The 20,679-nt window shown below is 70.8% G+C and carries 20 protein-coding genes, 1 pseudogene and 1 riboswitch; of the genes and pseudogenes, 11 read left to right on the top strand and 10 right to left on the bottom strand.

Translation table 11 applies throughout. The annotated features are described in order from the left end of the window. The first annotated feature begins 166 nt into the window (after nt 1-166). The gene (locus ABTX78_RS29840) at nt 167-1,195 is read left to right on the top strand and encodes a 6-phosphofructokinase (protein WP_352209887.1); all 1,029 of its coding nucleotides are present in this window, start codon (nt 167-169) and stop codon (nt 1,193-1,195) included. Nucleotides 1,196-1,306: 111 nt separating this feature from the next. Then, nucleotides 1,307-2,288, top strand: a pseudogene (locus ABTX78_RS29835) (2-hydroxyacid dehydrogenase); the annotation flags it as partial. 71 nt (nt 2,289-2,359) lie between these two features. On the opposite strand, the gene ABTX78_RS29830 reads toward ABTX78_RS29835, so the two are convergent. Next, entirely contained in the window at nt 2,360-4,225 is a 1,866-nt protein-coding gene (locus ABTX78_RS29830) for an anthranilate synthase family protein (protein ID WP_352209886.1), read from the bottom strand. 97 nt (nt 4,226-4,322) lie between these two features. Further along, nucleotides 4,323-4,379 (bottom strand): trp operon leader peptide, encoded by a 57-nt coding sequence (locus ABTX78_RS29825; protein ID WP_352209957.1) that lies wholly within the window; start codon nt 4,377-4,379, stop codon nt 4,323-4,325. Between the two features lie 95 nt (nt 4,380-4,474). Here ABTX78_RS29825 and ABTX78_RS29820 point away from each other — a divergent pair, with 95 nt between their 5' ends. After that, nucleotides 4,475-5,827, top strand: coding sequence for a class II 3-deoxy-7-phosphoheptulonate synthase (locus ABTX78_RS29820; protein ID WP_352209885.1), 1,353 nt, complete (start codon nt 4,475-4,477; stop codon nt 5,825-5,827). 134 nt (nt 5,828-5,961) lie between these two features. Next, entirely contained in the window at nt 5,962-6,207 is a 246-nt protein-coding gene (locus ABTX78_RS29815; protein ID WP_313946835.1) for a (2Fe-2S)-binding protein, read from the top strand. A gap of 135 nt (nt 6,208-6,342) precedes the next feature. Here ABTX78_RS29815 and bfr read toward each other — a convergent pair whose 3' ends face one another. Next, a complete protein-coding gene (bfr, locus tag ABTX78_RS29810; protein WP_313946836.1) occupies nt 6,343-6,822 on the bottom strand; it encodes a bacterioferritin in 480 nt (159 codons plus the stop codon). 156 nt (nt 6,823-6,978) lie between these two features. Here bfr and ABTX78_RS29805 point away from each other — a divergent pair, with 156 nt between their 5' ends. Beyond that, complete coding sequence (locus ABTX78_RS29805) at nt 6,979-7,611, top strand: sulfite oxidase-like oxidoreductase (RefSeq protein WP_352209884.1); 633 nt, start codon at nt 6,979-6,981, stop codon at nt 7,609-7,611. 43 nt (nt 7,612-7,654) lie between these two features. Here the strand turns inward: ABTX78_RS29805 and ABTX78_RS29800 are convergent, their stop codons facing one another. From ABTX78_RS29800 to thiO, 5 genes are all read right to left on the bottom strand, one after another. Continuing rightward, nucleotides 7,655-8,506: a deoxyribonuclease IV gene (locus tag ABTX78_RS29800; protein ID WP_352209883.1), complete on the bottom strand. Its 852-nt coding sequence runs from the start codon at nt 8,504-8,506 to the stop codon at nt 7,655-7,657. 6 nt (nt 8,507-8,512) lie between these two features. After that, complete coding sequence (gene pknB / locus ABTX78_RS29795) at nt 8,513-10,453, bottom strand: Stk1 family PASTA domain-containing Ser/Thr kinase (RefSeq protein ID WP_352209882.1); 1,941 nt, start codon at nt 10,451-10,453, stop codon at nt 8,513-8,515. 449 nt (nt 10,454-10,902) lie between these two features. Next, nucleotides 10,903-11,697 carry a thiazole synthase gene (locus ABTX78_RS29790; RefSeq protein WP_352209881.1) on the bottom strand — a complete coding sequence of 265 codons (795 nt, stop codon included), beginning with the start codon at nt 11,695-11,697 and terminating at the stop codon, nt 10,903-10,905. A gap of 6 nt (nt 11,698-11,703) precedes the next feature. Then, entirely contained in the window at nt 11,704-11,904 is a 201-nt protein-coding gene (thiS, locus tag ABTX78_RS29785; RefSeq protein ID WP_352209880.1) for a sulfur carrier protein ThiS, read from the bottom strand. Further along, nucleotides 11,901-13,073 carry a glycine oxidase ThiO gene (gene thiO, locus ABTX78_RS29780; RefSeq protein ID WP_352209879.1) on the bottom strand — a complete coding sequence of 391 codons (1,173 nt, stop codon included), beginning with the start codon at nt 13,071-13,073 and terminating at the stop codon, nt 11,901-11,903. The genes thiS and thiO overlap by 4 nt, the downstream gene beginning before the upstream one ends. Beyond that, a riboswitch (TPP riboswitch) is annotated at nt 13,071-13,183 on the bottom strand. It overlaps the preceding gene by 3 nt. Nucleotides 13,184-13,266: 83 nt before the next feature. On the opposite strand from thiO, the gene ABTX78_RS29775 reads away from it, so the two are divergent. From ABTX78_RS29775 to ABTX78_RS29750, 6 genes are all read left to right on the top strand, one after another. Beyond that, entirely contained in the window at nt 13,267-13,608 is a 342-nt protein-coding gene (locus ABTX78_RS29775) for an avidin-fold protein (RefSeq protein WP_352209878.1), read from the top strand. 41 nt (nt 13,609-13,649) lie between these two features. Then, on the top strand, nt 13,650-14,879 hold the full coding sequence (locus ABTX78_RS29770; protein WP_352209877.1) for an NAD(P)/FAD-dependent oxidoreductase: 1,230 nt from the start codon (nt 13,650-13,652) through the stop codon (nt 14,877-14,879). A gap of 121 nt (nt 14,880-15,000) precedes the next feature. After that, a complete protein-coding gene (locus ABTX78_RS29765; protein WP_313946845.1) occupies nt 15,001-15,366 on the top strand; it encodes an Rv2175c family DNA-binding protein in 366 nt (121 codons plus the stop codon). Between the two features lie 86 nt (nt 15,367-15,452). Further along, nucleotides 15,453-16,103 (top strand): thiamine phosphate synthase, encoded by a 651-nt coding sequence (gene thiE / locus ABTX78_RS29760; protein ID WP_352209876.1) that lies wholly within the window; start codon nt 15,453-15,455, stop codon nt 16,101-16,103. Between the two features lie 75 nt (nt 16,104-16,178). Continuing rightward, complete coding sequence (metF, locus tag ABTX78_RS29755) at nt 16,179-17,096, top strand: methylenetetrahydrofolate reductase [NAD(P)H] (protein ID WP_352209875.1); 918 nt, start codon at nt 16,179-16,181, stop codon at nt 17,094-17,096. Nucleotides 17,097-17,147: 51 nt separating this feature from the next. Then, the gene (locus ABTX78_RS29750; RefSeq protein ID WP_352209874.1) at nt 17,148-18,005 is read left to right on the top strand and encodes a hypothetical protein; all 858 of its coding nucleotides are present in this window, start codon (nt 17,148-17,150) and stop codon (nt 18,003-18,005) included. A gap of 67 nt (nt 18,006-18,072) precedes the next feature. Here the strand turns inward: ABTX78_RS29750 and ABTX78_RS29745 are convergent, their stop codons facing one another. Together ABTX78_RS29745 and ABTX78_RS29740 are read right to left on the bottom strand one after the other, a co-directional pair. Then, complete coding sequence (locus ABTX78_RS29745; protein ID WP_352209873.1) at nt 18,073-19,560, bottom strand: phytoene desaturase family protein; 1,488 nt, start codon at nt 19,558-19,560, stop codon at nt 18,073-18,075. A 30-nt stretch (nt 19,561-19,590) separates the two neighbouring features. After that, nucleotides 19,591-20,208 (bottom strand): DUF4126 domain-containing protein, encoded by a 618-nt coding sequence (locus ABTX78_RS29740; protein WP_352209872.1) that lies wholly within the window; start codon nt 20,206-20,208, stop codon nt 19,591-19,593. Between the last annotated feature and the right edge of the window lie 471 nt (nt 20,209-20,679).

The raw sequence follows: 20,679 nt of genomic DNA, 5'->3' as shown, positions 1-20,679 counted from the left end.
CGGCGTACCGCCGCCGGGGCGACCCTCGTACGAGTGAAACCGGACAGGGGGTGCGGCTCAAACACCGCATCCCGTACAGGAATTGACCTTCCCTCCCATCCCGCAGTGACCTGGATCACCATTAGCGTGACGGTCATAGGGCTCATCAGGCGAAGGGAAGTTTTCCATGCGCGTCGGAGTACTGACCGGGGGCGGCGACTGCCCCGGCCTCAATGCGGTCATCCGTGGCATCGTCCGCAAGGGCGTTCAGGAGTACGCGTACGAGTTCGTGGGCTACCGCGACGGATGGCGCGGGCCGCTGGAAGGTGACACGGTGCCGCTCGCCATCCCGGCCGTGCGCGGCATCCTGCCCCGCGGCGGCACCATCCTCGGCTCTTCGCGCACCAACCCCCTCAAGGCGGAGAACGGCATCCGCCGCATCAAGGAGAACCTCGCCAAGGCGGAGGTCGACGCGCTGATCGCGATCGGCGGCGAGGACACCCTCGGCGTCGCCGCCCGGCTGCACGACGAGTACGGCATCAAGTGCGTCGGCGTACCCAAGACCATCGACAACGACCTGTCCGCCACCGACTACACCTTCGGTTTCGACACCGCCGTCGGCATCGCCACCGAGGCGATCGACCGGCTTCACACCACCGCCGAGTCGCACATGCGGGTCCTGGTCGTCGAGGTGATGGGGCGGCACGCCGGCTGGATCGCCCTGCACTCGGGCCTGGCGGGCGGGGCCAACGTCATCCTCATCCCGGAACAGCGCTTCGACGTCGACCAGGTCTGCACCTGGGTGACCTCGCGTTTCAAGGCCAGTTACGCCCCGATCGTCGTGGTCGCCGAAGGCGCCATGCCGAAGGACGGCGACGCGGTCCTCAAGGACGGTTCGCTCGACTCCTTCGGGCATGTCCGGCTCTCCGGCGTCGGCGAGTGGCTGGCCAAGGAGATCGAGAAGCGCACCGGCAAGGAGGCCCGCACCACGGTCCTCGGCCACGTCCAGCGCGGCGGCACCCCGAGCGCCTTCGACCGCTGGCTGGCCACCCGCTTCGGGCTGCACGCCATCGAGGCCGTACGCGACGGTGACTTCGGCAAGATGGTCGCGCTCCAGGGCACGGACATCGTGCGGGTGCCGATCGCCGAGGCCACCGCCAAGCTGAAGACGGTCGACCCCAAGCTCTACGAGGAGGTCGGCGTCTTCTTCGGCTGACGGTCCGGCTCGTACCCCGATCACCCGCACAGACCGGCACGGCTGGGCTGCGGGCCGTATATTCGCGATATCCGGCCCATAGCTCATAGGTCACGCGTTCCGGGAGAATCCGTGCGGATCCTTGCCTTCGGTGTGCAGGCCGACGAGAAGCCGATACTGGAAAAGGCCTTCGCGGGACACCACGACATCCACTGCCTCGATGTCTTCCTCACCGAGGACACCGCGCTCATCGCGGCCGGCCACGAGGCGATCTCCACCAGCGTCAACGCGATTCTCGACGGCCGCGTGCTCCGGCTGCCGGCCGCCGGCGGCACGTCGATGATCGCCCAGCGCTCCACCGGCTTCAACAACATCGACCTCGATGTGGCCGAGGAACTCGGCCTCACCGTCGCCCGGGTCTCCTCCTACTCGCCGTACTCCGTCGCGGAGTTCGCCTGGACACTGGCCATGGCCGTCAACCGGCGCCTCGGGCCGCACCCGCGAATTCGACTTCCGTCTCGACGGGTTGATGGGACGAGATCTGCGCGGCCGTACGGCCGGAGTGCTCGGCACCGGCAAGATCGGTGAGGCGTTCACCAGGATCGCCCACGGCTTCGGCATGAACCTCCTCGGCTGGGACACCGCCGAGAACCCCGCCCGCGTCGAACTCGGCATGCGGTACGTCGACAAGGACGAACTGCTGGCCGCGTCCGACCTGATCAGCCTCCATCTGCCACTGCTGCCCACGACACAACACCTCATCGGCCGGGACGCGCTGCGGGCGATGAAGGACGACGCGATCCTGGTCAACTCCAGCCGCGGCGGACTCGTCGACACGGACGCCCTCGTCACGGAGCTGCGCAGGGGCCGCTTCACGGGCATGGGCCTGGACGTGTACGAGGCGGAGGCCGGGCTCTTCTTCCTCGACAAGTTCCTGGAGCCGCTCCAGGACGACACCCTGGCGCGGCTGGTCACCTTCCCGAACGTGCTGGTCACCTCGCACCAGGCGTACTACACCGAGGACGCGGTCGGCCAGATCGTCGAGGCGACGGTGCGGAACATCGACGACTACGCGGCGGGGCGGCGCAGCGAGAACGTCCTGGTCCCCGCCGCGCCGCCCGGCACTCTCCAGACACCGGTCGCTGCTCCACCCGGCCGGGTGCGCCGAAGGCCGGATGTACCGTCCTAGCCGACCAGCACACCCGCGATCATCGTCGCCGTCAGCGCCGCGCCGTCCGTCGTGAGCACCGACTCCGGATGGAACTGGACGCCCGCGAAGCCCGGCCCGCGCATCGCGTGCACATCGCCGCTCACCTCGTCCCGGCTCAGCTCGACGCGGTGCATCGCCAGCTCGGCCGCGGTCCGCTCGTCGCACCGCGCGGTGAAGCTGTTGTAGAAGCCCACCGTCTCCTCCCGTCCGAAGAAGTCGATCCGCTCCTGCGCCCCCTGGTGCGGCGCGTCCTTCCTGACGATCTCCAGGCCCAGTTCGGCGGCCATCAGCTCATGCCCCAGACACACGCCCAGCAGACCGTGGCGGTGATCGCGCAGCAGATCGGCGGTGAGCGGTCGCAGGAAACGCATCTTCGGATCGGTGGCGTCCGCCGGATCGCCGGGGCCGGGTCCGAGCACCACCGGACCCGGGTGACGCAGTGCCGCCTCCCTGAGGCCCGGCTCGTCGTACCGTCGCACCGTCACCGTGAGACCCGTCGAGCGCAGCAGATGCGCCAGCATCGCGGTGAAGGTGTCCTCCCCGTCGATCACCAGCGCATCGCCGGTCAGCTCGGCACTGCGGTCCTGCATCCGCAGCCAGAACGGCGCGAGGTCGGCCCGGCGGGCGTCCAGCGCCGCGCGCACCCGGGGGTCGTCGGCGAGCCGGGGCCGCTCGGCGTCCTCCCGGGGCCGCCCCGGGCGTACCCCCAGCGCGGCCAGCACACCGGCCGCCTTCGCATGGGTCTCGGCGACCTCGCCCTCCGGATCGGAGTGCCGCACCAGGGTCGCTCCGACCGGCACGCGCAGGGCTCCGCGGGAGTCGATGTCGGCCGTGCGGATCAGGATGGGGGAGTCGAGGGTCTGCGCTCCGCCCGCGTCCGTACCGATCAGCGCGAGCGCCCCCGCGTAGTAGCCGCGGCCGCCCACCTCGTGCCGCTCGATGACCCGGCACGCGTTCTGTACGGGAGAACCGGTGACGGTCGCCGCGAACATCGTCTCCCGCAGCACCTCCCGCACATCGAGCGAGGACCGCCCGCGCAACTCGTACTCGGTGTGCGCGAGATGGGCCATCTCCTTGAGCCGCGGCCCGACGACCACGCCGCCCATGTCCCCGACCGTGCACATCATCTTCAGCTCCTCGTCCACGACCATGGAGAGCTCCTCGCGCTCCTTGCGGTCGTCCAGGAACCGGAGCAGGCCCTCCGGGGTCGGCCCCTCGGGGGGATAGCGGAAGGTGCCGCTGATCGGATTCATCACGACCGTCCCGCCGCTCATCCGCACATGCACCTCGGGGCTGGCGCCGACCAGCGTGCGCTCGCCGGTGTGCACCACGAAGGTCCAGTACGCCCCGCGCTCCCCGGACAGCAGCCGCCGGAACAGGGCCAGCGCGTCGGCCCGGCCGAAACCGGGAACGCTGCCGGTGTACGTGCGGCGGATGACGAAGTTCGCCCCCTCTCCGCTGCCGATCTCCTCCTCGACGACCCGCCGGACGATGTCCGCGTACGCCGCGTCGTCCACGTCGAAGGAACCCCCCTCCACCCGGACCCGGTGCGAGGGAAGTCTCTCCAGCGCCTCGGCGAGCGGCATCTCCGTGTACTCGTCCGCGACCAGCACGCTCAACGGCGTGCCGTCGTCGCGCACGTCGAAGCCGCGCTCCCGGATCTGCCGGAACGGCACGAGGGCGAGCGAGGGACGGTCGGTGACGGGGATGTCGGCGAGCGCCTGCGCCTCGTGCACCGGGCCGATCAGTACCTCGACGGTGTCGTGGTCGCGGCAGGGGGTGCGCCTGCGCAGCAGGGCGAAGGGAGGGCAGTCGTCGTCCAGCAGTCGGGCGAGGGGCATCCGGTGTTCCTTCCGAGTGGGAGGAACGGCCGATTCCCGGAAACACCGAAGGCCGCCCCTCGGGCGGCCTTCGCGATTCCTGCTCGCACGCGATCAGTCAGTGGGCCGCCGGATGTGCGGTCCACCACCAGTTCTGGATCGAGTGCGTCAGCATGTCCGGAACCCTACCGCATGAGAAATGCTGGACTTCTCGTCTCATTTGCTGGGCGGACGGAAACGGCCCGGCGGCAACCCCGTACTGTGGGCGGTGTGACCGTGAACGCTAAAACCACCCCCGCCGGTGGCAACACCTGGCGAGACCTGCCCGCGGCGCAGCAGCCCGAGTACCCCGATGCCGAGGCTCTGCGCGATGTGATCGCGGACCTCGAGTCGTATCCGCCGCTCGTCTTCGCGGGCGAGTGCGACCAGCTGCGCGCCCGGATGGGGGCCGTCGCCAAGGGCGAGGCGTTCCTGCTGCAGGGCGGCGACTGCGCCGAGGCCTTCGACGCCGTGTCCGCCGACCACATCCGCAACAAGCTGAAGACCCTCCTCCAGATGGGAGCGGTCCTCACCTACGCGGCCTCCGTGCCGGTGGTGAAGGTCGGCCGTATCGCCGGCCAGTACTCCAAGCCGCGGTCCAAGCCGACCGAGACCCGCGACGGCGTGACGCTGCCCACCTACCGGGGCGACTCCGTCAACGGCTTCGAGTTCACCGAAGCGGCCCGCATCCCGGACCCCGAGCGCCTGAAGCGGATGTACCACGCGTCCGCCGCGACGCTGAACCTGGTGCGCGCCTTCACCACCGGTGGCTACGCCGATCTGCGCCAGGTGCACGCCTGGAACCAGGACTTCGTGAAGTCGTCCCCGTCGGGTCAGCGCTACGAGCAGCTCGCGCGGGAGATCGACAACGCGCTGAACTTCATGGAGGCGTGTGGCACCGACCCGGCGGAGTTCCGCACGGTCGAGTTCTACTCCTCCCACGAGGCGCTGCTCCTCGATTACGAGGGCGCGCTGACCCGCACCGATTCGCGTACCGGCCGGCTCTACAACACCTCCGGTCACATGGTCTGGATCGGTGAGCGCACCCGGCAGCTGGACGGCGCCCACGTCGAGTTCGCCTCGCGCATCCGCAACCCCATCGGTGTGAAGCTCGGCCCGACGACCACGGTCGACGACGCCCTGCAGTACATCGACAGGCTCGACCCGGAGCGCGAGCCCGGCCGGCTGACCTTCGTCGTCCGCATGGGCGCCGACAAGGTCCGCGACAAGCTCCCCGAGCTGGTCGAGAAGGTCACCGCGTCCGGTGCGACGGTGGCCTGGGTGACCGACCCGATGCACGGCAACACCTTCGAGGCGGCGTCCGGCCACAAGACCCGGCGCTTCGACGACGTGCTCGACGAGGTCAAGGGCTTCTTCGAGGTCCACAAGGCCCTGGGCACGCACCCGGGCGGCATCCATGTCGAGCTCACCGGTGACGACGTCACCGAGTGCGTGGGCGGTGGTGACGAGATCTTCGTCGACGATCTGCACCAGCGCTACGAGACGGCCTGTGACCCGCGACTGAACCGCAGCCAGTCCCTGGATCTGGCGTTCCTGGTCGCGGAGATGTACCGCGACCAGTGATCTTGTGAGTACGGCTGTGGGGCGTGGATCGATGTGATCCGCGCCCCACACCGCTTTCGTGCACTGGCCATGGCGGGTAAGGTTAGGTTAGCCTCACCGAGCAATCGGAAGGCAGACGAACGACCGGCCGGGAGGTGAACCGCGTGTACGTATGCTCATGCTTCGGCGTCACCGAGAAGCAGGTCAAGGAGCACGCGGACGCGGGTGCCTGCACTCCCCGTCAGATCGCCTCCGCCTCCAAGGCGGGTACCGACTGCGGCTCGTGCGTGCGCACGATCCAGTCGATCCTCGGCCGCGGCACCTGTCCGCGGCGTGAGTTGCTGGAGCAGGGCAAACCCGCTCTCACAGCCGGCCTCGCGGAGCTCGACGAGGCCGCCTAGCCTGACCGCACCGCACCGCACCGCACCGCACCGCACCGCACCGCACCGCACCGCACCGCACCGCACCGCACCGCACCGCACCGCTGCGGTGCCCGCAGAGCCCGACAGGGCCCGGGCCGCCGCCCTCGGCGTACGTCAGCTGTCGGGCTGCTCGATCAGCTGCGCGATGTAGAGCGGCTCACCGAGCTTCTCGATCAGGTCCAGCTGGGTGTCGAGATAGTCGATGTGGTGCTCCTCGTCCTCGAGGATCGACTCGAAGATGTTCGCGGACGTGACGTCACCCTTGGCGCGCATGATGTCGATACCGCGCCGGAGACGGTCGATCGCCTCCACCTCGACCTGCCGGTCCGCCTGGAACATCTCGGTGACCGTCTGGCCGATGCGTACGTGGAACAGGCGCTGGTAGTTCGGAAGTCCGTCGAGGAAGAGAATCCGGTCGGTGAGCACTTCCGCGTGCTTCATCTCGTCGAACGACTCCGACCGGGTGTACTTGGCAAGCTTCGTCCAGCCGAAGTTCTCCTGCATCTTCGCGTGCAGGAAGTACTGGTTGATCGCGGTCAATTCGGCGGTCAGCTGCTCGTTGAGGAACTCGATGACCTCGGGGTCGCCCTGCATCGCAGAGGCTCCTTCCGCGCTTGGTACCGGGGCAAGTGGCCGCATCCTTCCACCGTGTCCGTCAGCCCGTCCAGTAAGTGCCTCCTTAGTAGGAGTTGCCCGAATCGGCCCAGACCTGGTCATGACCACCCCATGCGGTCTGTCACCATGGAAGACATGGGTCAGCCGGAAAGCCGGGAATACCGCGCATCAGAGGAGTCCGAGCTTCCGCCGGGTCAGCGACTGCAGCGAGGCTGGCCGGTCACCCACTACGGGCCCGTACCCAAGTTCAAGCCGGACCGCTGGGAGTTCAGGATTTTCGGCGCCACGGCCGACGGCGACAAACACTGCTGGAACCACGAGGAGTTCTCGGCGCTGCCCTTCTCGTCGGTCGTCGCCGATCTGCACTGCGTGACGAAGTTCAGCATGCTGGGGGCCGAATGGGGTGGTGTTCCCGCCCGCGAACTGGTCGCCCTCGCGCCGCCGGCCACGAACGTCACCCATGTCATGGTCTGGGCCGAGTACGGCTACAGCGCCAATGTGCGGCTCTCCGACTTCACCTCGGAGCGCACGATCTTCGCCACCCACAAGGACGGTGAACTGCTCACCGCCGAGCACGGCTTCCCCCTGCGTCTGGTCGTGCCGCATCTCTACGCCTGGAAAGGGCCCAAGTGGGTCCGCGGTGTGGAGTACATGACCGACGACCGGCGTGGCTTCTGGGAGGAGCGGGGCTATCACAACCTCGGCGATCCCTGGCGCGAGCAGCGCTACTCGTACCAGGAGGAGCCGGGGGACGGCCCCGAGCTGTAGGGCCCGTCGTCGTCCGCGCCGGCCGCCGGGAAGCGTGGGACGGTCAGTCGCGGAGTGCTTTCAGCCGGGCCACGTCCGCCGCGTGGCCCTCCTTGCCGCCCGGGGTCTCGATGATCAGCGGCACCCCCTCGGTCGCGGGGTGGCGCATGAGCTCCCGGAACGGTTCCTCACCGATGTGACCCGCGCCGATGTTCTCGTGACGGTCCTTGTGGGCTCCCGCCACATCCTTCGAGTCGTTGGCGTGGATCAGCTTGAGGCGCCCTTCGCCGACCGTCTCCACCAGCAGGTCCAGCGCCTGCGCCATACCGCCCGGTGCCGCCAGGTCGTGTCCGGCCGCGAACAGATGGCAGGTGTCGAGACAGACCCCGAGTTTGGGATGGGCGTCCAGAGCGGCGAAGTACGGCCCGAAGTCCCAGGTCCGCGAGCAGAGCGAGAACCCCTGCCCGGCCGTCGACTCCAGCAGCAGGAACGGATCGTCGTCGTGCGTCAGCTCGTCCAGCAGCGGCAGCATCCGCTCGCGCACCTGCGCCAGCGCCACCTCCCGCGGACGCCCGCCCGTCGCCGACCCGGTGTGCACGACGACGCCCTGGGCACCTATCTCCCGGGCGCGGCGCAGCGAGTGGCGCAACGAGTCCACGGACCGCTCGACGGTCGCCTCGGTGTGGGAGCCGAAGTTGATCAGATACGGAGCATGGACGTACGCCGGCATGTCCGCGGCGGCGCACTCGGAGCGGAACAGCTCGTCCTGCGCGGGATTGCCCGGCGGTGTCGCCCAGCCGCGCGGATTGGCGACGAAGACCTGGACGGTCTCCGCCCGTAGCTCCGTCGCGTAGCCGAGACCGACCTTGGCGAGTCCGCCGGCCACGGGGACGTGGCCGCCGACGGGATTGCGCATGTGTCGCTAGATTCCCTTGGTCTTGATGGTGATCGTGCTGCCCTCGGGCGCCTTGCCGTCCGCGGCCGGGGACTGGCTCGCGACGGTGTCGCCGAGGAAGGGGAAGGTCTTCTCGACGTCCACCTCGAAGCCCGCGTCCTCCAGCTCGGCGGTGGCCTCGTCGACGCTCATCCCGACGACATCGGGGACGTCGATCGCGCGCGGCCCCTTGGAGACGGTCAGCGTGATCGTGTCGCCCGAGGCCAGCTCGGCTCCCTCGGCCGCCGACTGGCGGGCGACGGTGCCGGCCTCCTGTGGCGAGTTGACCTGCGCGGGGGCGACCTTGACCGTGAAGCCGGCGTCCTCCAGCTCGCCGGTCGCATCCTCGACGGAGTCGCCGATCACGCCGGGGACCTCGACGGGGGAGCCCTTGCTGACGACGATCGCGACCGCCGAGTCCGGGCTGCGCCGGGCCCCGGCCGCCGGCTCGGTGCTCACGACACGGCCCTGGGGCACATCCTCGCTGAACTCCTTGGTGACCACCCCGGGCGCGAGCCCGGCCTTCTTGAGCTTGCTCTCGGCCGTGGCGAGCGGGTCGCCGCCGACGTCGGGGACCCGGACGATCTTCGGGCCGCGCGAGACGATGAGCGTCACCGAGTCGTTGCCGCGGATGCGTTCGTTGGTGCCGGGGTCGCTGTTGATGACCGAGCCGCGGTCGACCGTCTCGCTGAAGTCGCGCCGGACGGTCTTCACCTCGAGGCCGGCGTCCTTGAGCTCCTGCCGGGCGTCCTGCTCGGACTTGCCGATCAGGGCCGGGACGCGAGTGAACTGGCCGGAATTGATGTACCAGACGCCGGCCCCGGCACCGAGCACCAGGAAGACGGCGACAAGGATCGCGACCACACCGCGCCGCGGCACGCGGGAGCGGCCGGCACGGTCCGGGCGGTGCTGCGGAGGCGCGGGCGGCATCGCCATCCTGGCCGTGTGGTTGACCTGCGGTTCTTCGCCGGGCAGCACGCGCGGGATGACGTCCGTACGCTCCTCCGGGCCCGTGTCCGCGCCGGTCGCGTACGTCTGCGGCTCCTGCTGGAGCGCCTGCGGAGGCACCAGGTCCAGCTGGTCGTCGCCGAGCGCGGCACGGGCCTCGCGGACCAGCGCGAGCAGCGCCACCGCGTCGTACGGGCGGATCTCGGGATTGCGGGCGGTGGCACTCGCGACCAGCTCGTCGAGCTCGACGGCGAGGCCCGGGACGAGCGCGGACGGCGCCGGAATGTCCTCGTTCAGATGCTGGAAGAGTACCTGGGCCGGGGTGTCGCCGGAGTGCGGCTTGCCCCCGGTCAGCATCTCGTAGAGGACGACACCGCAGGCGTACACATCGGCGCGGGTGTCGGCCGTGCCGTACTCGATCTGCTCCGGGGCGAGGTAGGAGACGGTGCCGAGGACGGTGCCGGTGGTGTTGGTGACGGAGCCGACCGCGCGCACCAGGCCGAAGTCGGCGACCTTGACCCTGCCGTCGTCCCCTATCAGCACGTTCTCCGGCTTCATGTCCCGGTGGACGAACCCGGCCCGGTGCGCCGCGCCGAGCGCGGCGAGCACGGGCTCCAGGATGTCCAGCGCGGCCCGCGGCTGGAGCGCGCCGCGCTCGCGCAGGACGTCACGCAGGGTGCAGCCCGCCACGTACTCCATGGCCAGATAGACGTACGCACCTTCGGCGCCCTGGTCGAAGACCCCCACCACATTGGGGTGGGAGAGCCGGGCGACGGACTTGGCCTCGCGGATGAATCGCTCCACGAAGGCGGCGTCCGTCGCGAGGGCCGGGTGCATCACCTTGAGGGCGAGCTCCCGGTCGAGTCTGGTGTCGACCGCCCGGTAGACCGTGGCCATACCGCCGACGGCGATACGCGCGTCGACGCGGTAGCGGCCGTCGAGCAGCTGCCCGACGAGGGGGTCCTTGAGGGTCGTGTCCACGTGGAGATTCTACGAGTCACCACGGACACCCCTGACGTCCCGGGGCGGGACCGGAGCCGTACTGCAGCCGAGCTGTGACAGCAGACGCGCTTGTGCGGGCCGGGTCCCGCGCGACCGGCTTTCGACGTGGGACGGCCGGCGGGACGGGCGGAGGGGGACGGGTGCGGGGCGTTGCGGGGCGGTGGTGTTCGGGGGGTCGCGCCTCAATCACCGGCGCGGCTGAAACTCGCCCCCCGCCTCCATCGCCGGCGGGACTCGATGTGACTCCTGGGGGTGGGCGGTGTCGGCCCGTCCGGCGGTCGAGGACGAAGCGTGCGCCGCCGGATGGGGCCGAGCCGGGCCGGTGCGGGGGCTTGCGGGGGCACTGCCCCCGGACCTCCGCCACCGTCGGCGGGTGCGGCGGCGCTGCCCCCGGACCACCCGCCACCGTCAGCGGGGGCTCGATGTTGTCAGAACGCCGGGCGTTCCGGGTCCAGACGGGCTCGGCCCTCCTGGGGCGACGACGCCGCGGCGAAGTGGCGGCGGGGGATGCGGCCCGCCCGGTACGCCAGGCGGCCCGCCTCCACCGCGTGCCGCATCGCCTCCGCCATCAGGACCGGCTCCTGCGCCCGGGTGACCGCCGACGCCAGCATCACCGCCGTGCACCCCAGCTCCATCGCCAGCGCAGCGTCGGACGCCGTGCCCGCGCCCGCGTCCAGGATCACCGGGACGCGCGCGTGCTCGACGATCAGCTGGAAGTTGTGCGGGTTGCGGATGCCGAGGCCGGAGCCGATGGGGGAGCCCAGCGGCATGATCGCCGCGCACCCCACGTCCTCCAGCTTGCGCGCGAGCACCGGATCGTCGTTGGTGTACGGCAGGACCGTGAACCCGTCGTCGACCAGGGTTTCCGCCGCGTCGAGCAGCTCGATCGGATCGGGCAGCAGGGTGCGCTCGTCCGCGACGACCTCGAGTTTCACCCAGTCCGTCCCGAGCGCCTCGCGCGCGAGCCGGGCGGTCAGGACGGCCTCGCCCGCGGTGAAGCAGCCGGCCGTGTTGGGCAGGACGCGGATGCCGAGCCGCTCCAGGACGGAGAGCACGGAACCCTGGACCGTCGGGTCCAGGCGGCGCATCGCGACGGTGGTGAGTTCGGTGCCGCTCGCGATCAGGGAGCGCTCCAGGACATCGAGGCTGGGCGCACCGCCGGTGCCCATGATCAGCCGGGAGTTGAAGGTGGTGTCACCGATGGTGAGACGGTCGTCGGCCATGGCTGATCAGCCTCCCTGGACTGCGGTGAGGACCTCGACACGGTCGCCGTCGTCGAGCTGGGTGCCCGCCCACGCGCTGCGCGGGACCACGGTCTCGTTGACGGCGGCGGCGACGCCGGACGGGGCGGCGGTCAGCTCCGTGACCAGGGTGTCGAGTGTGGTTCCGGTGGCGAGCATCCTGGTCTCGCCGTTGACGGAGACGTTCATGCGGGCTGCTCCTGGGAGACGGTGGAGAAGCGGCGAGGGGTGAAGGGGCGGGCCTCGTCGGGGAGCGAGCCGGAGACCAGGGCCGCGGCCATCACATCACCGGTGACGGGCGTCAGGAGGACCCCGTTGCGGTGGTGACCGGTGGCCAGGTGCAGGCCGGGCAGCGCGGTCGGGCCGAGCAGCGGCGCGTTGTCGGGGGAGGCGGGGCGCAAGCCCGCGCGGGTCTCGGTGAGCGGCAGCTCCGTGATGCCGGGCACCAGCTCGTGGGCGTCGCGCAGCAGCTCGTACACACCGCCCGCGGTGACCGTGGTGTCCCAGCCGAGCTCCTCGCTGGTCGCGCCGACGACCAGCTCGCCGTTCTCGCGCGGCACCAGATAGACATCGCTGCCGCGGACCACCGCACGGACGGTCCTGGACAGGAAGGGCGCGTACGCGGAAGGCACGGTCAGCCGCAGGACCTGGCCCTTCACCGGACGGACGGGAGGCAGCACGTCCGCCGGGACGCCCTGGAGCCTGCCGCTCAGACTGCCGCCGGCGAGCACCACCTGGTCGGCGGTGAGCTCCTCCCCGTCGGCGAGGACGACACCGGCCGCCCGGTCGCCCGTGACGGTCAGCCGTTCCGCCCAGCCGTGACGGAAGACCACTCCCGCCCGCTCGCACGCCGTGACCAGCGCGGACGCGAGGCGGCGCGGGTCGACCTGGTGGTCGCCGTCCACCCGCAGACCGCCGCGGACACCGGGAGCGAGCATGGGCTCCAGGCGCCGGCACTCACGGCCGGTCAGCCACTCGGAGGCGAGCCCGGAACGCCGTTGCAGGGCGTGCAGTTCCCGCAGATGGGCGCGGTCGTCGGCGTCGAGAGCGACGGCGAGCGTCCCGCAGGCGCGGTAGCCGACGCCCTGTCCGCTCGCCTCCTCCAGCTCGGCGACGAACGCCGGATAGCGCTGTGCGGACGCGACGTTGAGCGCGAGCAGCGTCTGCTCGCCGTAGTGCAGTTCGGTGACGGCGGCGAGCATGCCCGCGGCGACCTGCGCCGCGCCGCCGCCCGGCTCCGGATCGGCGACGGTGACGGCCAGTCCGCGCTGGGCCGCGCGCCAGGCCGTGACCAGTCCGATGATTCCGCCCCCGACGACGAGAACGTCTGAGGCGCGCGTGTGTGGGATACGCGACATGGGCGTCCAGCCCCTCCCTTCGCCGGCATGACCCGGATCAGGTTCGTACGGTCGGAGGCCGTCCAGCCTCCCTCTCAGCCCGGTGCGTCCGGACTCCCGCGAGTGTCTTACGGTGGCCAGCCTAACCCCGGGCCCGGTGTCGCAGTAAGGGAGCGACGGCCTCCCATGGCCTGCGGTACAGGAGGTGTATCCGATGGCGGGGTCGCTCGACGGAGTCGTTCTGGTGCCGGTCGCGGACCAGGCTCCGGGCCAGGTCGGCACCCGTACCCGCTTCACGTACCACGAGCGGGACGGGCACATCTGGGCCGAGTACGCGGGCGGCGACGTCGTCCGCGGTCATCTGGTGGGCACCCGTGAGGGGGACCGGATCGACTTCCGGTACGTGCAGTTGAAGACCGACGGCCGTACCGCGTCAGGGCACTGCGTCTCGACGGTCGCCGAGCTGCCGGACGGCAGACTGCGCCTGGAGGAGAGCTGGGAGTGGGAGTCGCAGGAGGGCAGCGGGACGAGCGTCGTGGAGCAGCCGCTGTCCTGACGAGGTGTCAGGTGAGGTCGCGGGATGCGTAAGGTTGACGGGTGAGCGAGCAGCAGACACAGCAGGCGCGGCGCGTGGTCGTCGTCGGAGCCGGGATGGCGGGCGTGCAGACCGCCGTGGCCCTGCGCGAACAGGGCTTCACCGGTCCGGTCACCCTCATCGGCGCCGAACCCCATCAGCCGTACGACCGTCCCCCGCTGTCCAAGGCCGTCCTCCTCGGCAAGGCGGAGGGCTCGGCCTTCGACGTCGATTTCGAGGCCCTCGGCATCGGGCTGCGGCTCGGCTGCGAGGTGACCGGTGTCCGTCCGCAGGAACACGAACTGGACACCGAGGCCGGGCCCGTCCCCTACGACGTCCTGGTCGTCGCCAGCGGCGCCGAACCCGTCCATCTGCCGGGGGCCGCGTCGGTGCCCGGCGTCCATCTGCTGCGCACCCTCGACGACGCCGCCCGGCTGCGTCCCGTGCTCGCGCGGCAGCACGACATCGTGGTCGTCGGCGCGGGCTGGATCGGCGCGGAGTTCGCGACCGCGGCGCGCGAGGCCGGCTGCACGGTCACAGTCGTCGAGGCCGCGGACCGCCCCCTCGCCGGCGCGCTGCCCGGCGAGGTCGCCGCCACGATGACCGACTGGTACGCGGAGTACGGCATCGAACTGCTCACGGGCTCACGGGTGGAGGAGATCGAGCCCGGCACGGTGATTCTCTCGGACGGCAGGCGGCTCGCCGCCGGGGCCGTCGTCGTCGGCATCGGCGCACGGCCCGCCACCCGCTGGCTCACCGGCTGCGGCATCGCGCTCGGTCCGGACGGCGCGATCACCGCCGACGAGTATCTGCGCACCTCGCTGCCCGATGTGTACGCCGTCGGTGACTGCGCCTCCTTCCCGTCCTCCCGGTACGGGCAGCGGCTGCTCGTGCACCACTGGGACAACGCACTCCAGGGACCGCGCACGGTCGCCGCCAACGTGATCGCGGAGGATCTCGGCGAACCGGCGCAGATCTACGACCCCGTCCCGTACTTCTGGTCCGAGCAGTTCGGCCGGTTCGTGCAGTACGTGGGCCACCACGCCGTCGCCGACACGATGGTGTGGCGCGGGGACCCGGCGGGTGCCTCCTGGTCGGTGCTGTGGCTGCGGGAGGGAGCGCTCGTCGCCCTCCTCGCGGTGGGCAGGCCGCGCGATCTGGCGCAGGGCCGCAAACTCGTCCTGACGGGCACACGGCTGGATCCGACGACGGCCGCGGACCCCTCGGTCCCTCTGAAGGCCGCTTCGCTGTGAGCAGGCTCTCTCCCGACAGTTCCGCGCTGACCTGCGCATTCTTCCCGATTCCGGGCTGATCGGGGCGTCGGTGCGCGAGGCAGCGCTACCCACTGTCAGTCCCAGATGGCAGGCTTGTCCTGTGACCGAGATTGACGCAAAGATCGATGCTCTCGTCCCCGCCTGGCTCACCCTCCCCGACATCGCGGAAATGCTCGATGTCGAGGTGACGCGCGTCCGGCAGCTGGTCAAGGAGGGCCAGCTGATCGCGGTGCGCCGAGGTGAGAACCGGGTGCTCCAGGTTCCCGCCGCCTTCATCAGCGGCGAGAAGGTCGTCAAGGGCCTCTCCGGCACCCTGACGCTCCTGAGGGACGACGGCTTCTCCGACGAAGAGATGCTGGAGTGGCTCTTCACCCCCGACCCGACCCTGCCCGGCACCCCCGCGCAGGCGCTCAGCGAGAATCGCGGCACGGAGGTGAAGCGCCGGGCCCAGGCGCTCGCCGTCTGACGCCCTGAAGACACCATCAAGCGGTGTGCGGACGGGGCCGTAGCGCCCTGCCCGCACACCGCCGACCCGCCCCGGGGGGAATCGCCATGTCCACGGCTCGCGCGCTGCTGTCCGACGCCCGGCTGTATCTGTGCACGGACGCCCGCAAGAAGCAGGGCGACCTCGCCGCGTTCCTCGACACGGTGCTCGCCTCCGGCGTCGACATCGTGCAGCTGCGCGACAAGGGCATGGAGGCGGCCGAGGAGCTGGAGCACCTCCAGGTCTTCGCCGACGCCTGCCGCCGGCACGGCAAGCTGCTCGCCGTGAACGACCGCGCGGACGTCGCCCATGCCATCGGCGCCGCGGTCCTGCATCTGGGCCAGGGCGATCTGCCCGTCCCGGCCGCCCGCGCCATTCTCGGTGACGAGGTCCTCATCGGCCGCTCCACGCACGCCGCCTCCGAGGCCGCCGCGGCGGCCGTCGAGCCCGGCGTGGACTACTTCTGCACGGGCCCCTGCTGGCCGACGCCCACCAAGCCCGGCCGGCACGCCCCCGGCCTGGACCTCGTGCGCTCCACCGCCGCGCTGGGCACCGACCGCCCCTGGTTCGCGATCGGCGGCATCGACGCGGGCAATCTTGACGAAGTCCTCGACGCGGGCGCCCGCCGGGCCGTCGTCGTCCGGGCGGTCACCGAGGCGGCCGATCCGGCGGCCGCGGCGGCCCATCTGGCCAAGCGGATCCGCGAGCGCGGAGAGTAGGCCGAGGGCGAACAATCGGTGTCCGATGGGTGGACTCCGGTTGGGTCACCCCCTGGGCGTGGATAACCTGCGGGTATGGCCCTCGGAACAGCTTCCACCAGGACGGACCGCGCACGGACGGTGCGTGAGCTGCTCGCGACCGGCAAGACGTCCTACTCCTTCGAGTTCTGGGCGCCTAAGACGGAAAAGGGCGAGCGCAACCTCTGGAACGCTCTGCGCCGGGTCGAGGCGGTCGCCCCCAGCTTCGTCTCCGTGACCTACGGCGCCGGCGGCTCCACCCGCGCCGGCACGGTCAAGGCCACCGAGCAGATCGCCGCGGACACGACACTCACCCCCGTCGCGCACCTCACCGCGGTCAACCACTCGATCGCCGAACTGCGGAACATGATCGGTCAGTACGCCGACGCCGGGATCCGCAACATCCTCGCCGTCCGGGGCGACCCGCCCGGCGACCCGATGGGCGACTGGGTCAAGCACCCCGACGGCGTGCAGTACGCGGCCGAACTGGTGCGCCTGATCAAGGAGTCGGGCGACTTCTGTGTCGGCGTGGCAGCCTTCCCGGAGATGCATCCCCGGTCCGCCGACTGGGAGACCGACACCCGGCACTTCGTCGACAAGTGCCGCGCGGGCGCGGACTACGCGATCACCCAGATGTTCTTCAAGGCCGAGGACTATCTGCGGCTGCGTGACCGGGTCGCGGCCGCGGACTGCACCACCCCGATCATCCCCGAGATCATGCCCGTCACCAGCGTCAAACAGCTCGAGCGGTTTGCCCAGCTCAGCAACGCATCCATCCCTGGGGACCTGAAAGAGAGCATCCTCACGGTCAAGGACGATCCGGCGGCTGTACGCTCCATGGGGATCGAGTTCGCAACGGAGTTCTGCGCCGAGCTGCTCTCCGAGGGTGTCCCCGGACTGCACTTCATTACGCTCAACAACTCCACGGCGACGCTCGAAATCTACGAGAATCTCGGACTGCACGAGCAGTTGTGATCGGTCGTACCCGACCCGACCGGGGGCGGCGGCCGAAGGAGAGGGGCGGGCATGGGCTGGACGGTCCTCTACGTCGCGTTCGGAGTCGTCGCGCTGTGGCTGCTCGGCGAGGTGCTGCTGCAGTACAAGGCGCGGCTGCGCTGGCGGCTGTTGGCCTTCGGCGGATTCCTGTGCGTCGTCTTCGGCGTGCTGCTGCCGTCCGTGGTCGTGATCGCGCTCGGTGCCATCGCCTTCGCCGTGGGACAGACCTATGTGACGCTCTCCTTCCGTCGCGGCTTCTCCACCGGCTGGGCCCTCGGCGGCAGCCCCGGCGCGAGCCGCCGCCGCAAGTCCGGTGGGCGGCAGGGCGAAGCCGTTACGCGTGAACCCACGCTGGAGGTGTCGGACCTCGCCTACGAGGCTCCCGCCGCCCCCGACCTGGACCCCGAGCCGGTCTACGAGCCGCAGCCGCTGCCCGACGACACCGGGCAGTACGGCGTCTACAGCGACGCGGCCTACGCGGCGATGCAGCAGGACCAGAACGCCCAGAACGCCGATAACTACGGGCAGCCCGCGAGCAGCACCGACAGCCAGTACGACCCGTACTACGGCTACGACCAGCAGCCCACGGGCCAGGACGCCTTCGCCGGGCAGTACGACTACGGCACCGACCAGCAGCAGTACGCCGCGTACTCCGACCCCTACGTGGGCGGCCAGCAGTACAGCACCTACGAGAACTACGACAGCTTCGGCAGCCCGCAGCAGCAGCAGTACACCGATCCGTACTACGCGCAGCCGTCGTACAGCGACACTCCGCCCGGCGGGGTGTGGGTTCCGCAGCAGCGGGACACCGACCAGCAGGTGCCCGGGGAACAGCAGTCGCCGTACGGCTACGACAACGAGTACAACGAGCAGCAGTACCGCTTCTGAGCCGCGGTCGGACCCCGTCCGAGCCGGCGCCGACTGTCGTAACGTCAGCGGCGGAGCCCCCCGCGCCTCACCGCGAGCCGCGGAAGTCCGCGCCCTCCACGACGAGTCCGGCCACGAGCGCCCCCGACATGCCGGCGTGCGCCAGTCCGCCGCCGGGATGCGAGCGTCCGCCGACCAGATGAAGCCCGGGCAGCCGGGTGCTGTTCGCGGGGTGCAGATACCGGCCGCCGAACCCGGCGAGCGACGGCGCCGGGACGGCACCCGTCTCGGCGGGCGTCAGGATCTCGTGCCACAGCGCCCGTGCGCGCAGGTCCTCGACCGCTGTGCCCGCTGCGTCGATCAGCGCTTCCGTGCAGCGCTCGCGCAGCGCCTTGTCCCTCCAGTCGACCGCGCCGCCGTGGCCGGTCACCGTCGCGGTGACGGTGACCGCCTCGTGTGTGTCGTCCGGGCGGGTGCGCGGGTCGTCGGGCCGCAGCACGGTGACCGTGGGCCGCTCGGCGAGTCGGCCGCCGAAGACGGCCGCCGCCTCCGCGCCGGTGTCGGGGGAGTGAACCACGCTCCGGTGGACGGCCGAGGCGGGCCGTGCCCCGCGCAGCCCCAGCAAAACGGTGAACCGGCCCGTCAACTGCCCTCCCTCGGGCGCCACTTGCGGACGAACGTCACCTTCCCCCCACAGCTCCTGCCCGGCCGGAAGCGGGGTGTCCGCGCCTGCCACCACATGGTCGGCTCCGGCGAAAGCGCCCTCGGCGAGCTCGACACCGGCCGCGCGACCGTCCCGCACCACGACCGACGTCACCTCCGACCCGAAGACGAACTCCACCTTGCGGGCCAGACAGCGCTCGTACACCGCGCGGGCCAACTCCCGCATGCCGCCCGCGACATACCAGCTGCCGAAGGTCTGTTCCATGTACGGCAGCAGGGCGGCGCTCGCGGGGGCGAGCCGGGGGTCCAGGCCGTACGCCAGGGCGCAGCCCTCGAAGAGCGCGGCCAGCCGGGGGTCGGCCAGCTCCAGGACGCCGACCTCGGCGACGGTGGCTGCCTGCCGGGTGCGCAACATTCTGCGCTGCCGCACGGCCGGGTAGGGATCCCGGCCCAGCACCTGCCAGTCGTCCCACAGGGGCTCCTCAAGCAGCGGCCGGCGGGAGCGGTCCCAGGTGTCCCGCGCCCGTCCGAGGAAGTCGCCCCACCGCTCACCGGCTCCGGCGCCCAGCGACGACTCCAGCGCGGAGACGATGCCGGCCCGCGAGGCGTTCGGCAGGGTCACCGCCGAGCCGTCGGCGAACAGGTGCCGGCTCGCGGGGTCGACCTCGCTCAGACCGACGCACCGCTCCAGCGGCTCCTTGCCGGTTTTCAGGAACAAGTCCCGCCAGACGGCGGGTAGATGCAGCAGACCCGGGCCGGTGTCGAAGACGAACCCGTCGTGCTCGAAGGCGCCCAGCGCGCCGCCGTACGTCGCCGAGCGCTCGTACACCGTCACCCGGTGGCCTGCCACGGCCAGCCGGGCGGCAGCCGCCATGGCGCCCATCCCGGCGCCGATCACCGCAATCCGTGCCATGTCAGGGACTGTATCGGCAGCCTGTGACACTCAGTCCGGTGGGCGGCCGGCCACCGTGGCGGCCAGTCGTTTCTCCTCGCGCCGCTGCGCTCTGCGGCGCAGGAACCGGCGGATTTTGGAGGCCAGGAACACCACGACGACCATGCCGAGGACCAGCAGCGTGGCGGCGATGATCGCCGCGGCCACCGGGTTGAAGACGGCGAAGGTGATGATCCCCGCGACGCCCAGGTCCTCGGCGACGCTCATCGCGACATTGCTGAACGGCTCGGGCGAGGTGTTGATCGCCATCCGGGTGCCGGACTTGACGAGATGGCTCATCAGGGCGGTCGAGCCGCCGATGGCGCCGGCCGTGATCTCCGGCAGCGACCCGCTCTCCCCGGCCAGCAGCGCGGCCACGACCGCGCCCGCAACCGGTCGGATCACGGTGTGCACCGCATCCCATATCGAGTCGACGTAAGGGATCTTGTCCGCCACCGCCTCGCAGAGGAAGAGCACACCGGCGACGATCAGGACGTCGGTGCGTTGCAGCGACTCGGGCACCTCGTCGGAGACCCCGGTGGCGCCGAAGACGCCGAACAGGAGGATCACCGCATAGGCGTTGATCCCGCTGGCCCAGCCACTGGTGAAGACGAGGGGGAGTACGGACACGGACGCGATCGTAACCAGAGGCGGGCCGCCGCGGGTGGGGACGAGCGCGGACGACTGAGTACCTGTACCTAGGGGGAGAGATGAGTAGGCGGGCGGATGGGGCGCCACCTGCGCAGAGGGAAGAGTGGAGACCACGGAAGGGGCGCGGCGCCGGCACCGCCGACACGGGGCGGCGGAACGGCGCGGCTCCCCTGACGGAACGGGGGGTGCACGACGGAGAACTCGTCGACCACGGGTTGTCCGGCACCACAGGGGGGACGCGGAGCACGGGGCCCCGGGGGGACGGGGGATGGGGAAGCACGGGGGACCTACGGGGGACAAGGACGCCGGTCCGGCACGGCTCGGGAGACCGAACCGCCTTGGCCGCCACGGAGATCTCCTACGCGTCGGAGTCCTCGAAACGGGCGTCCAGCACCGCGTCGAGTTCCGCCGCCCACTGCTTCTACTCCGCCTTGGACGAGGCCTCGACGT

It is taken from the genome of Streptomyces sp. NPDC096193, from assembly GCF_040302905.1.
In the GTDB taxonomy this organism is placed as follows: Bacteria; Actinomycetota; Actinomycetes; order Streptomycetales; family Streptomycetaceae; genus Streptomyces.
This window is presented reverse-complemented; position numbering and strand designations above follow the sequence as displayed.